10 protein-coding genes and 1 tRNA gene are annotated in these 12,938 nt (G+C 69.3%); 8 read left to right on the top strand and 3 right to left on the bottom strand.

Features of this window, described 5'->3' with window-relative positions; translation table 11 throughout:
• Together ACIA5H_RS02785 and ACIA5H_RS02780 are read left to right on the top strand one after the other, a co-directional pair.
• Positions 1-174 carry a helix-turn-helix domain-containing protein gene (locus tag ACIA5H_RS02785; RefSeq protein WP_397073467.1) on the top strand — a complete coding sequence of 58 codons (174 nt, stop codon included), beginning with the start codon at positions 1-3 and terminating at the stop codon, positions 172-174.
• The gene (locus ACIA5H_RS02780) at positions 171-1,370 is read left to right on the top strand and encodes a tyrosine-type recombinase/integrase (RefSeq protein WP_397073465.1); all 1,200 of its coding nucleotides are present in this window, start codon (positions 171-173) and stop codon (positions 1,368-1,370) included. The genes ACIA5H_RS02785 and ACIA5H_RS02780 overlap by 4 nt, the downstream gene beginning before the upstream one ends.
• A 61-nt stretch (positions 1,371-1,431) precedes the next feature.
• Here ACIA5H_RS02780 and ACIA5H_RS02775 read toward each other — a convergent pair.
• The 3 genes from ACIA5H_RS02775 to ACIA5H_RS02765 form a co-directional block, all read right to left on the bottom strand.
• Positions 1,432-1,504, bottom strand: a tRNA-Arg gene (locus ACIA5H_RS02775).
• 106 nt (positions 1,505-1,610) lie between these two features.
• Complete coding sequence (locus ACIA5H_RS02770; protein WP_062976440.1) at positions 1,611-2,246, bottom strand: DUF305 domain-containing protein; 636 nt, start codon at positions 2,244-2,246, stop codon at positions 1,611-1,613.
• 539 nt (positions 2,247-2,785) lie between these two features.
• Positions 2,786-3,721 carry a DUF3105 domain-containing protein gene (locus ACIA5H_RS02765; protein ID WP_397073463.1) on the bottom strand — a complete coding sequence of 312 codons (936 nt, stop codon included), beginning with the start codon at positions 3,719-3,721 and terminating at the stop codon, positions 2,786-2,788.
• Between the two features lie 92 nt (positions 3,722-3,813).
• Between ACIA5H_RS02765 and argS the strand changes: the two genes are divergently transcribed.
• From argS to rho, 6 genes are all read left to right on the top strand, one after another.
• Entirely contained in the window at positions 3,814-5,472 is a 1,659-nt protein-coding gene (gene argS, locus ACIA5H_RS02760; protein WP_379252164.1) for an arginine--tRNA ligase, read from the top strand.
• Between the two features lie 61 nt (positions 5,473-5,533).
• A complete protein-coding gene (gene lysA / locus ACIA5H_RS02755; protein ID WP_379252165.1) occupies positions 5,534-6,955 on the top strand; it encodes a diaminopimelate decarboxylase in 1,422 nt (473 codons plus the stop codon).
• Positions 6,952-8,307: a homoserine dehydrogenase gene (locus tag ACIA5H_RS02750; RefSeq protein WP_379252166.1), complete on the top strand. Its 1,356-nt coding sequence runs from the start codon at positions 6,952-6,954 to the stop codon at positions 8,305-8,307. The genes lysA and ACIA5H_RS02750 overlap by 4 nt, the downstream gene beginning before the upstream one ends.
• 23 nt (positions 8,308-8,330) lie before the next feature.
• Positions 8,331-9,452, top strand: a complete 1,122-nt coding sequence (gene thrC / locus ACIA5H_RS02745; protein ID WP_356969450.1) for a threonine synthase — start codon at positions 8,331-8,333, stop codon at positions 9,450-9,452.
• Positions 9,453-9,477: 25 nt separating this feature from the next.
• Entirely contained in the window at positions 9,478-10,431 is a 954-nt protein-coding gene (gene thrB / locus ACIA5H_RS02740) for a homoserine kinase (protein WP_356969432.1), read from the top strand.
• 328 nt (positions 10,432-10,759) lie between these two features.
• Positions 10,760-12,841 carry a transcription termination factor Rho gene (gene rho / locus ACIA5H_RS02735; protein WP_397073459.1) on the top strand — a complete coding sequence of 694 codons (2,082 nt, stop codon included), beginning with the start codon at positions 10,760-10,762 and terminating at the stop codon, positions 12,839-12,841.
• Positions 12,842-12,938: the final 97 nt, after the last annotated feature.

Below are 12,938 nucleotides of genomic sequence, written 5' to 3'. Positions count from 1 at the left end.
ATGTCTCAGTTGCTCACGGAGCAGGAGGTCCGGAAGCGGATTCCGGTCGGGCACAGCAAGTACTACGAGTTGATCGGCTCGGGAGAGTTGCGCTCGGTGAAGATCGGTCGGCGTCGGTTCGTGACCGAGCAGGCGGTAGCGGACTACATCGCGAGGTTGGATGCGGCGGCATGAGTAGACAGCAACTACCGCCGCAGATCACCAAGGTGACGGTGACTGATCGGCAGACCGGGAAGCAGGTCGTTCGGTATCAGGTGCGGGTGGACGCTGGGGTCGATCCGGAAACCGGCAAGCGTCACCAGGTGCGGAGGCGGTTCCGGACGGAGAGGGAAGCTCGTTCCGCGCTGGGGAAGTTCATGGCGGAAGCCGCGTCCGGCAGTTTCGTACCGCGCAAGGACGTGACGGTTGAGGAGGTCTGCCAAGACTGGCTGGACAGCCTACATTGGGCTCGGCGCACGACGCTGGCGGGATACCGGTACAACCTCGCGCCCCTACGGGAACAGTACGGCGCGCTCCCGGTACAGAAGCTCACGCGTAAGCACCTGGACGACCTCGTGTCGGCGCTCAAGCAGGGTGGGACGAAGACCGAGAAGGGGAAGGTCCGGCGGCCGTGGGCGGATCGATCGCTGAAGCGGACCATCGAGACGACGTCGATGGTGCTGGCCTACGCGATCGAGCGAAAGTTGCTGTCGCATAACGTGGCTCGGGCGATCAAACCGAAGGCAGGCAAGAAGCGCAAGCCGCTGACCTACACGCCAGAGGAAGTGTCGAAGCTGCTGGCCAGTCTCGAGGCGGATCGGGACGGGCACCTGTGGTTCCTGGCGCTGTGCGGCCTGCGACGGAGTGAACTCGGCGGATTGCGCTGGAGCGGAGTGAATCTCGAGCGCAAGACTCTCGTGGTGCACATCGGGCGTGCGTCGGCCGGTGGCGAGGCTGTTGAGGACGATCCGAAGACGGAGGCGTCGGTTCGCACGCTGCCGATGGATGACGAGATGGTGGAGGTTCTTCGGCGGGCGCATCGTCGGCAAGCGGCCGATCGGTTGCAGCTCGGGGAGGCGTACCGGGACGGTGACTACGTCGCGTGCAACGAGGACGGCACGCCGTACCATCCGGACACGCTGACGCATCGGTGGGCGAAGGCGGTGAAGAAGGCGGGTGTCCGGCACATCCGGTTGCATGATGCTCGTCACACCTGCGGCACGACGATGCACCTGCGCAAGGTGCCGCTCGCGGTCATCGCTGCCTGGTTGGGCCACGCCGACGCCAGTGTCACGGCGAGGATCTACACCCATTCCCAGGACGAAGCGCTGAGGGAGGCGGCGAGGACTTTGGGCGAGGTTGTGTCATCTCGTGTCATCGAGGCGGGCTGACGGTGTGGACGAGAAAGGCCCCGGCCAGCGAGCGCGCTGGTTACGGGGCCTTTGTCGTGCGTGCCCTCGGCAGGATTCGAACCTGCGGCCTTCTGCTCCGGAGGCAGACGCTCTATCCCCTGAGCTACGAGGGCGGGATAGGGCTCGGTCGGGGCCGGGATGGCGGTCCGATCGGGCTGGGTCAGCCTATCGTATCGGCGGCCGTCCGCCAAAAAGGGCGGACGGCGGCGGGGTTTCGGGTCAGGGGAGGGGGGCGGCGCCCCGGGCGGTGAGCATGGTGGTCATCAGGTCGGATTCGCCGCGTTGGGTGGTGGCCATGGTTTCGGCGAGGGTGCGCACCGCCGTGGTGTCGGCGTGCTGGGCGGCGTAGTCGATCATCGACAACCCTCCCTGGTGATGACGCAGCATGAGCTGGAGGAACATCGTGTCCAGCTTGGGGCTGGTGGCCTGGCGGAGCGCGGCGAGTTCGGCGGGGGTGGCCATGCCGGGCATGGTGGACACCGGCCCGGAGTGGTGTGGCATATCGGCACCGGAATGATCGTGGCCGCCCATCGGCTCGGTCATCCAGCCCATGAACCCGTCGACGCTCTGCGCGGGCTCGCCCCACAGCTGCAACCAGCCCTGCATGCGTCCGATCTGGCTCTGCTGGGTGGTGAGGATGTCGTAGGCCAGGCGGCGTACCTCGGTGTCGGTGGAGCGAACCAGCAGCACGCCCGCCATTTCGACGGCTTGGGCGTGGTGCGCCGACATGTCCTGACTGAAACCGACGTCCACCGGGCCCGGGTCCGGCTCCGTGGAACCGTTCAGCGGAATCCGGGCCAGCACGCCGATCGCGAAGCCGATCAGGATCGCGCCGATGATGCCGAGGATCAGCAGCGCGGTGCGCTGGCGGCGGAACTGTCCGCCGACGCCGGATGCTTCGCGGTCATCGGATCCGTCAGATGCTTCGCGTTCGGATGTGGTAGCTCGGCGATCGCCCGATCCGGCAGGTGCTTCGGGCGAGGAGGACCGGGCGGATGCTTCGCTGTCGGATTCGACGTGTGCCCTTCGATCGCCCGATCTCAAGGATCCGACACTCTCGGGCCTGCTGGCTTCCTCGATACCGGACCCTGCGGCTGTTGCCCGATCGCCGGAGCCGGCGGCTTGGAGATCGCCGGACTCGGTGACTCCGGTGCCGGCGGCTGTCGTCGGTTCGCTGGACCCGGTGGCGCTGCGATCGGCGGATTCGGGACTGCAGGACCCTGCGGACGCGGCGCGATCCCCGGACCCAGCGGTTTTGCGATTGCCGGATCCGCGCGCCTTGCGACCGTCGGGTCCGATGGCGTCGTGAGTGCCGGACGCGGTGACTTCAGGAGCGCCGGAACCGGCGGATGCTTCGCGCCCCCCGGACTCGACGCCTCCCTGATCGCCGGCCACTACTGCCCCGCGCCAGGAGCGGGCTGCGCGGGCGCGGGCTGCGCGGGCGCGGGCTGCGCGGGCACCGGAGCGCCGGGCACACCGGGAAGTCCGGGAAGACCCGGCACGCCGGGCACGCCGGGCAGACCACCGGGCATGCCGCCGAGTTCGGTCTGGTCCTGCTGCAAGCCCTTGCCGTCCATCGGCACCGCGTCGGGTCCGGGCGGCGTTGGATCGAACGGCGGCGGGTTGTCGGTGTCGAAGACGATCGTCGAGCAGTCCGCGCCGACCTCGGGATAGGTGTAGTTGTTCAGCCGCAGAGCTGTGATGAACTGGCCGACGCGCTTGTCGTCGGGGCTGTCCAGCTTCAACTGGTGCCCCCAGGACTGCAAGGAGACGGCGGAGTCGAGGCCGGGGTAGGGCGACATCAACGTGTACGGCTTGCCCTCGACCTTCGCCTTCAGCGTCGCGATGCCGTCGGCGTTCACCTTGTCCGGGTTATAGGTGATCCACACCGCGCCGTGCTCGAGCGAGTGCACCGCGTTCTCCACCCGGATCGGCTTGCTGTAGACCACGCCGGTGCAGGTCGCCCACGACTGGTCGTGCGGGCCGCCGAACGGCGGAGCCTGGTCGTAGGCGACGCGCTGGCTGGAGTTGATGTGCAGCCCGGCGGGGTATTCCTTCTTCACCACGCCCGCGATCCCGTCGGACGGGTCCTTCTTCTGCGCGCTCGGCGTGTACTTCTCCAGGTCGGCCTTCTCCCGGTACTTGGGGACCAGGCTGTAAGCCAGCGCGCCGATCAATGCGATGATTACTACGGCCGCGCCGATGGCCAACCAGGGAACCTGGCGATTCTTCTTCGGAAGCTGTCCTTGCCCGCCCCGCTTGCGGGGAGCCGACAACTTCGCCGCGGCCTTGGCGGCCTTGGCCGATTTGGCGCTGGGACTGCTAGGCATCGCTCAGTGTGCTCTTTCGACGTGGATGGATCCGCTGGCTGCGCAGTGCCCACCCGAGGTGCACACCCGCCAAGACCATAGGATAGAGACTCGTGACTCCAGCTGACCTTGCAGATCTCCTTCGCTCTACCGCGGCGAAGGTGCTTGTCGAACGTGGACTGGACCCCGCGGTCCTGCCCGACGAGGTCACCGTGGAGCGTCCCCGCAACCCCGAACACGGCGACTATGCCACGAATGTCGCGATGCAGGTGGCCAAGCGCGCCGGAACCAAGCCGCGTGATCTGGCCACCTGGCTGGCCGACGCGCTGGCCGCCGCCGACGGCGTCGCCGCCGCCGAGGTCGCCGGGCCCGGCTTCCTGAACATCCGCCTCGCGGCCTCCGCGCAGGGCGCGATCATCGAGCGGGTGCTCGCCGCGGGCGCCGCGTATGGCACCGCCGAGACGCTGAAGGGCACCCGGATCAACCTCGAGTTCGTCTCGGCCAACCCGACCGGTCCCGTGCATCTGGGCGGCACCCGGTGGGCCTCGGTCGGCGACGCGCTTGGCCGCATCCTGGCCGCGCAGGGCGCGGATGTGGTGCGCGAGTACTACTTCAACGACCACGGCGCGCAGATCGATCGGTTCGCCGCCTCGCTGGCCGCGGCCGCCACCGGCGCGCCGACCCCGGAGAACGGGTACGCGGGCGCCTACATCGGCGAGATCGCCGACAAGATCGTGGCCACCAACCCCGATGTGCTGGGCAAGCCGGAGGCCGAGCGCCTCGAGCTGTTCCGTGCCGAGGGCGTCGAGCTGATGTTCGCGCACATCAGGGAGTCGTTGCACGAATTCGGCACCGATTTCGACGTCTACTTCAACGAGAGCTCGCTGTTCGCCTCCGGCGCGGTCGAGCAGGCCGTGGAGCGGCTGAAGAACTCCGGCGACCTGTACGAGAAGGACGGCGCCTGGTGGATCGCCAGCTCGGAATACGGTGACGACCAGGACCGGGTGGTCATCAAGAGCGACGGCAAAGCCGCCTACATCGCGGGCGACATCGCCTACTTCCAGGACAAGCGGGCCCGTGGCTTCGACCTGTGCATCTACATGCTCGGCGCCGACCACCACGGTTACATCGGCAGGCTGAAGGCCGCCGCGGCCGCGTTCGGCGACGACCCGGCCACGGTCGAGGTGCTGATCGGGCAGATGGTGAACCTGCTGCGTGACGGCGTCGCGGTGAAGATGAGCAAGCGCGCTGGGACCGTGGTCACCCTCGACGACCTGGTCGAGGCGATCGGCGTGGACGCGGCGCGGTACTCGCTAGTGCGTTCGTCGGTGAACTCGAGCATCGACATCGATCTGAACCTGTGGGCCAGTCAGAGCAACGAGAACCCGGTCTACTACGTGCAGTACGCGCACGCGCGGACCGCGTCCATCGCGCGCAACGCCGCCGAGTTCGATTACGACTCCGTCGCCGCCGACCTCGCGCTGCTGTCGGCCGACGAGGAAGGCGAGCTGATCCGCACCCTCGGCGAATACCCGCGCGTGGTGAGCGGTGCGGCGAGCTTGCGCGAACCGCATCGGGTAGCCCGCTACCTGGAGGAACTGGCCGGCGCGTACCACCGTTTCCAGACCAACAAGAACCTGCGCGTCCTGCCGCTCGGCGACGACCCCGTCTCGCCGACGAACGCGGCCAGGCTCGCTCTGGTCAACGCCACGCGCCAGGTCTTGGCCAACGGCTTGGGCCTGCTCGGCGTCAGTGCGCCGGAGCGCATGTGACCGTCCGGTCGACCAGAGCGAGGAAGGAAGCGAAGTTGAGCGAGCGCAGCGAGGTGGAATTATGAGCGCGCATCCCGCCGGTCCCCGGCATGCCGAGATTCCGCATGCGCCGAATCTGCCTGAGCGACCGAGCGATCCGCGGCAGATGATCGACCTGCCCGCGCACGTCTGGCCGCGCAACGCGACCCGTGACGACGCGGGCGTGGTCCACCTGGCGGGCGTGCCGGTGTACGAGCTGGCCGAGCGGTTCGGCACCCCGCTGTTCGTGGTGGACGAGGACGACTTCCGTTCCCGCTGCCGCGACATGGTCCGCGCGTTCGGGGCGAACGCGCGAGTCCACTACGCGTCGAAGGCGTTCCTGTGCGGCGAGGTCGCCCGCTGGATCCGGGATGAGGGCCTCTCGCTGGACGTCTGCTCCGGCGGCGAACTCGCCGTCGCGTTGCACGCGGGCTTCCCCGCGGAGCGAATCGCCCTGCACGGCAACAACAAATCCGTCGCCGAGCTGGAAGCCGCGGTGTCCGCGGGCGTCGGCCACGTCGTGGTGGACTCGCTCATCGAGATCGAGCGCCTGGAGGCCGTCGCGAGCCGCGCGGGCCTGGTGCAGGACGTGCTGGTCCGGGTTACCGTCGGGGTGGAAGCACATACCCACGAATACATTTCGACCGCGCACGAGGACCAGAAGTTCGGCTTCTCGATCGCGGGCGGCGACGCGATGGAGGCGGTCGCGCGCGTCTTCGACGCCGACAATTTGCGCCTGGTCGGCCTGCACAGCCACATCGGCTCGCAGATCTTCGAGATCGACGGCTTCGAGATCGCCGCGCGGCGCATGCTCGGCCTGCTCCGCGAGGCCATCGACAAATTCGGCATCGAGCGCACCGCGCAGATCGCGACGCTGGATCTCGGTGGCGGACTTGGTATTTCGTATCTGCCGTCGGACGACCCGCCGCCGCTGGACCGGTTCGCGGCGAGCCTGCGCGAACTGGTCGCCGCCGAAGCCGAACGCGCGGGTCTGCCCACGCCGACGATCGCTGTCGAGCCCGGCCGCGCCATCGCTGGGCCCGGCACGGTGACGCTCTACGAGGTCGGCACCATCAAGGACGTCTCGCTGGACGGCGGTCTGCGCCGCCGGTACGTGAGTGTCGACGGCGGCATGAGCGACAACATCCGGCCCGCGCTGTATCAGGCCGACTACGACTGCCGTCTGGTCTCGCGGTCGTCGCAGGCCGGGCCGGTGGTCGCGCGCGTCGTCGGAAAGCATTGCGAGAGCGGCGATATCGTCATCCGCGACACCTGGATGCCCGCCGACGTCGGCCCCGGCGACCTGATCGCCGTCGCCGCCACCGGCGCGTACTGCTACTCGATGTCCAGCCGGTACAACCAGTTGACCCGGCCCGCGGTCGTCGCGGTGCGGGATGGACAGCCGCGTCTGATTCTGCGCCGGGAAACGGTGGCGGACCTGCTCAGCTTGGAGGTGGAAGCGTGACGGTCAACGCGAAGAACGGCGTGTGGGGGACCGATCGCCCGATCGGGGTGGCGGTCCTCGGCATGGGCAATGTGGGTACCGAGGTCGTGCGCATCCTGCGCGAGCACACCGAGGACCTGCGTTCCCGTGTCGGCGCGCCGGTGGTGCTCCGCGGGGTGGCCGTGCGCAGTCTCGCCACCGACCGCGGCATCCCCGCGGACCTGCTGACCACCGACGCGGACGCCCTGGTCGCCCGCGACGACGTCGACCTGGTGGTGGAGGTGATCGGCGGCATCGATCCGCCGCGCCGGTTGATCCTGGCCGCGCTGAACGCGGGCAAATCCGTGGTGACCGCGAACAAGGCGCTGCTGGCCGACTACACCGGCGAGCTCGCCGCCGCGGCCGAAGCCAGTCGCGCCGACCTGTACTTCGAGGCCGCCGTCGCGGGCGCTATCCCCGTGGTGCGCCCGCTGATCCAGTCGCTGGCGGGCGACCGGGTGAACCGGGTCGTCGGCATCGTCAACGGCACCACCAACTTCATCCTCTCCGCGATGGACGAGACCGGCGCCGACTACTCGCAGACGCTGGCCGAGGCCACCCGGCTGGGCTACGCCGAGGCCGACCCGACCGCCGACGTGGAGGGCTACGACGCCGCGGCCAAGGCCGCGATCCTCGCCTCACTGGCGTTCCACACCCGGGTCACCGCCGCCGATGTCTACCGCGAGGGCATCTCGCGGATCACCGCCGAGGATCTGGAAACCGCCTCCGCGCTCGACTGCACGGTCAAACTGCTGGCCATCTGCGAGCGGGTGGACGCGGGTCCCGGCGAGCCCGGACCGGAGGACGGCGGCAAAGAGCGCGTCTCGGTGCGCGTCTACCCGGCGCTCATCCCCCGCAAGCACCCGCTGGCCGCGGTGACCGGTGCGTTCAACGCGGTGGTCGTCGAGGCGGAGAACGCCGGGCGGCTGATGTTCTACGGGCAGGGCGCGGGCGGCGCTCCGACCGCGTCGGCCGTACTCGGCGATCTGGTGATGGCGGCACGGAACAAGTTCTATGGGGGTCGCGCTCCCGGCGAATCGGTTTATGCTGAGCTACCGATCGCGCCGATCGGCGATACGCCCACCCGCTATCACGTGAACCTGCAAGTCGAGGACCGTCCTGGAGTCCTGGCCGCGGTGGCGGGCGAATTCGCCAAACACGGGGTGAGCATTTCGACCGTCCGTCAAGAAGGGCACGGCTCGGGTGCGCGCCTGGTCGTGGTGACCCACCACGCCGTGGAATCGGCGCTCGCGGACACCGTGGCCGCACTGGCGGGAATGGCATCCGTCACATCCGTGACCAGCGTTCTGAGATTGGAAGGCACCGAAGAATGACCACAGCGTCGCGCAGCGACTCCATGAGGGGCGGCGGCCGGGAGACGGGCGGGCACACGACCGGCGTCGCGCCACAGGCAGGGGTGCACTCCCGCTGGCCGGGCCTGATCGCGGCCTACCGCGACCGGCTCGCCGGCGCGGCCGACTGGGAGCCGGTCACGCTGTACGAGGGCGGAACGCCGCTGGTGCCCGCGCCGCACCTGTCCGAGATCACCGGTTGCGAGGTCTACCTGAAGGTCGAGGGCCTGAACCCGACCGGCTCGTTCAAAGACCGCGGCATGACGATGGCGATGACCGACGCCAAGTACCGTGGCCAGAAGGCGGTGCTGTGCGCGTCCACCGGCAACACTTCGGCATCCGCCGCAGCGTACGCCACCCGCGCGGGCATGAGCTGCGCCGTGCTGATTCCGCAGGGCAAGATCGCGATGGGCAAGCTGGCCCAGGCCGTGATGCTCGGCGCGAAGATCATCCAGGTGCAGGGCAACTTCGACGACTGCCTCGAACTCGCCCGCAAGGTCACCGCTGACTTCCCCAGTATCGGACTGGTGAACTCGGTGAACCCGGCCCGCATCGAGGGCCAGAAGACAGCGTCCTTCGAGATCTGCGACGTGCTCGGCAAGGCCCCCGACGTGCACGCCCTTCCCGTCGGCAACGCGGGCAACATCACCGCCTACTGGCGTGGCTACCGGGAGTACTACGCCGACGGCGTCACCGGCGGGCTGCCGCGCATGCTCGGCGTGCAGGCCGCTGGCGCGGCCCCGCTGGTCAACGGCGCCCCGGTGAAGGATCCCGAGACCATCGCCACCGCGATCCGGATCGGCGCGCCCGCCTCCTGGAACGGCGCGGTCGAGGCCAAGGAGCAGTCCGGCGGCGCTTTCCGCGCCGCCACCGACGAGGAGATCCTCGACGCGTACCGCCTGGTCGCGGCGACCGAGGGCGTGTTCGTCGAGCCCGCGTCGGCGGCCAGCGTGGCCGGTGTGCTCGCCGCACGCAAGGAGGGCTGGCTGGATGCCGGGCTCACCGTGGTGTGCACCGTGACCGGCAACGGTCTCAAGGACCCCGACACCGCGCTGTCGGGCATGCCCAAGGTGCAGCCGATCTCGGTCGATCCGGTCGCGGTCGCCGCCGAATTAGAGCTGGCCTGAGTTGAATTCGCGCGACAGCCAGGTCATGAGCGCGACGCTGCCCGCCGGTCTGACCGTGACCGCCCGGGTGCCCGCGTCCACCGCGAACCTCGGTCCCGGGTTCGACTCGCTGGGTATGGCATTGGGGATCTACGACGAAATCCAGGTGCGCACTACCGATTCCGGGCTCACCATCCGGGTCGAGGGTGAGGGCGCCGACGATGTGCCTTGGGGCCCTTCGCATCTCGTGGTCCGCGCGATCGAGCGCGGCCTGGAGTCGGCCGGGGTGTGGGCCGACGGCCTCGATGTGGTGTGCCGCAACGTGATTCCGCATTCGCGCGGCCTCGGGTCCTCGGCCTCGGCGGTGGTCGGCGGACTTGCCGCCGGGTGCGCCCTCGCCGCGAAGCTGGACTCGGCGCCGGCCACGCCTGCCGACCGATTGGTGCAGCTGGCAGCGGAATTCGAGGGGCATCCGGACAACGCGGCGGCCAGCGTGCTCGGCGGGATCGTGGTCTCGTGGACCGAGAGCGATCGCCCCGCCGACGAGGCCCCGGGCACGGAATACCACGGTCGCGTCTACCGCGCGGTGCGGCTGGAGGCGCATTCGGCACTGCGCCCGGTCGTGCTGATCCCGGAGGAGCGCTCGTCCACGGCGCACACCCGCGGCCTGCTGCCCGACGTCGTGCCGCACGGCGACGCGGCGTTCAACGTCAGCCGCGCCGCGCTGGCCGTGGTGGCGCTCACCCAGCGTCCCGACCTGCTGCTGCCCGCCACCGCGGACCGCCTGCACCAGGCCCAGCGTGCGCCCGCGCTACCGCTGACCACCGCCTGGATCACGCGCCTGCGCACGGCGGGCATCGCGGCCACCGTCTCCGGGGCGGGACCGACCATCCTGGCCCTGGGGACCAGCGAATTTCCCGCGGAACTCCGCGAACTGGCGGCAGCCGACGGCCTGCGCGTAGTGGAGCCGGGAATCGCCGAAGGCGTCCTGATCGACTGACGGCGAGTCTGTCTTGCCGAGATTCGCAATGGACAGCTATTCTGGGCAGGTCCGTACATCGTGCGCATCAGACGCCGGTGCTTCATCAGGGCAATCGCTCCAGCAGGCTCCAGGCTCGAGCCTCCAGGCCATGGGGGTGCTGCGTAGCTGCGCAACTGGAATGATCTCTCCCCACCTTTCACCAATGGTGGAGAAGCCGCCGGTCCGGCGGGGCAGGTGATACGGCACACAGCGCCCGGACGGACGCATCCCAGTCCGGCAGAATGCCCGGGCTGCGGGACGAACCCTCGAAACAGCACACGGCGATCGAGGGAAGGAAAGGATTTCCGTGACAGATACGGACCTGCTCGCGACACCCGGCGTGGAATCGAACCCGACGGGCGAGCGCGATAGTGAATCCGGACAGATTTCGAAGATGAGCGAACACACCGACGTCGCACGATCGGGGCTGACTGGAATGTTGTTGCCGCAGTTGCGTGCGCTCGCGGGGGAGCTCGGTATCCGAGGCACCTCCGGGATGCGCAAGGGCGATCTGATCGCCGCCATCAAGGAAAATCAGGCCGCGGGCAAGGCGGCGAAGGCGGAGAAGCCCGCCAAGAGCGAGGCCAAGTCCGCGGCAACCGCGAAGGCCGACGCCCCCGCGAAGGCCGGTGCGCCCGCGAAGACCGCCGCTCCCGCTGAGCAGGCGCCGGCCAAGGCCGAGCAGGCGACCCTCGACGTGACGCCCGCGGCTTCGGCCGCGCCCAGCGAGGCTCCCGCCCCGGCGAAGACGGCCCCCGCCGATTCCGCGCCCGCCGCCGAGGCGGCGTCGTCCACGGCGACCGAGACCACCGAGGAGTCCGGCCGAGACAGCGGCCAGCGTGGCCGCGGTCGGCAGCGGCGCGGCCGTGACCAGGCGCGATCCGCGACCGATACCGCGCAGGCCGAGACGCGTACCGAGGAACCGAAGCAGGACGCCGAGCAAGGTGGCGAGCGCCGCCGCGACCGCGGCCAAAGCGACCGTGGCCAGGGCGAGCGTGGCCAGGGTGAGCGGCAGAGCGACCGTGGCCAAAGCGACCGTGGCCAGGGTGAGCGGCAGAGCGACCGTGGCCAGGGCGAGCGTGGCCAGCAGAGCCAGAACGGCAGCGCGGGTGGCCGCGGCGGCGACGACGAAGAGGGCGGTCGCGGACGGCGCGGACGCCGCTTCCGGGAGCGTCGTCGTGGGCGCGACCGCGACGGCGGCGGCGGTGGCGGCGAGACCCGCGAGCTCGAGATCCGCGAGGACGACGTCCTCCAGCCGGTCGCGGGCATCCTCGACGTGCTGGACAACTACGCCTTCGTCCGCACCTCGGGTTACCTGGCCGGGCCGAACGACGTCTACGTGTCGATGAACCTGGTCCGCAAGAACGGCCTGCGCCGCGGTGACGCGATCACCGGCGCGGTGCGCGCCCCCCGCGACGGCGAACAGTCCAACCAGCGCCAGAAGTTCGATCCGCTGGTGCGGCTGGACACGGTCAACGGCGGCGACGTCGAGGCGGCCAAGCGCCGTCCCGAATTCGGCAAGCTCACCCCGCTGTACCCGAACCAGCGCCTGCGGCTGGAGACCCAGCAGAACAAGCTGACCACCCGCGTGATCGACCTGATCATGCCGATCGGCAAGGGCCAGCGCGCCCTGATCGTGTCGCCGCCGAAGGCCGGTAAGACCACGATCCTGCAGGACATCGCGAACGCGATCGCGACCAACAACCCCGAGTGCTACCTGATGGTGGTGCTGGTCGACGAGCGTCCGGAAGAGGTCACCGACATGCAGCGCTCGGTGAAGGGCGAGGTCATCGCCTCGACCTTCGACCGTCCGCCGTCGGATCACACCTCGGTCGCCGAACTCGCCATCGAGCGCGCCAAGCGCCTGGTGGAGATGGGCAAGGACGTCGTCGTGCTGCTCGACTCGATCACCCGGCTCGGGCGCGCGTACAACAACTCCTCGCCCGCCTCGGGCCGAATCCTGTCCGGTGGTGTGGATTCCACCGCGCTGTACCCGCCCAAGCGGTTCCTCGGCGCGGCCCGCAACATCGAGAACGGCGGCTCGCTGACGATCATCGCCACCGCCATGGTGGAGACCGGTTCGACCGGTGACACGGTGATCTTCGAGGAGTTCAAGGGCACCGGTAACGCCGAGCTCAAGCTGGACCGCAAGATCGCGGAGCGGCGGGTGTTCCCGGCGGTGGACGTCAACCCGTCCGGTACCCGCAAGGACGAGCTACTGCTCAGCCCCGACGAGGCGGGGGTATTGCACAAGCTGCGCCGCGTACTGTCCGGCCTGGACTCGCACCAGGCGATCGATCTGCTGATCGACCGTCTGAAGAAGTCCAAGAACAATCTCGAGTTCTTGATGCAGGTGAGCAAGACCGCGCCGGGCGCGCTCGACGAGTGAGTAGCGGCGCCAGGTCGGCGCCGTGACAACGGCCGAAAGGGTCCCGCTGATGCGGGACCCTTTCGGCGTCCGGGGAGCGAAGAATACGAGGCCGACC

It is taken from the genome of Nocardia sp. NPDC051900 (assembly GCF_044452545.1).
Taxonomy (GTDB): Bacteria; Actinomycetota; Actinomycetes; order Mycobacteriales; family Mycobacteriaceae; genus Nocardia; species Nocardia sichangensis.
Note: the sequence above shows the minus strand (reverse complement) of the source record. Positions and strands in the feature narration are given on the sequence as shown.

Excerpts from the sequence above, each read along its gene's own strand:
- ACIA5H_RS02785 (WP_397073467.1), top strand. The coding sequence starts at position 1 with ATGTCTCAGTTGCTCACGGAGCAGGAGGTCCGGAAGCGGATTCCGGTC.
- ACIA5H_RS02780 (WP_397073465.1), top strand. The coding sequence starts at position 171 with ATGAGTAGACAGCAACTACCGCCGCAGATCACCAAGGTGACGGTGACT.
- ACIA5H_RS02765 (WP_397073463.1), bottom strand. The coding sequence starts at position 3,721 with ATGCCTAGCAGTCCCAGCGCCAAATCGGCCAAGGCCGCCAAGGCCGCG.
- lysA (WP_379252165.1), top strand. The coding sequence starts at position 5,534 with ATGAGCGCGCATCCCGCCGGTCCCCGGCATGCCGAGATTCCGCATGCG.
- thrC (WP_356969450.1), top strand. The coding sequence starts at position 8,331 with ATGAGGGGCGGCGGCCGGGAGACGGGCGGGCACACGACCGGCGTCGCG.
- thrB (WP_356969432.1), top strand. The coding sequence starts at position 9,478 with ATGAGCGCGACGCTGCCCGCCGGTCTGACCGTGACCGCCCGGGTGCCC.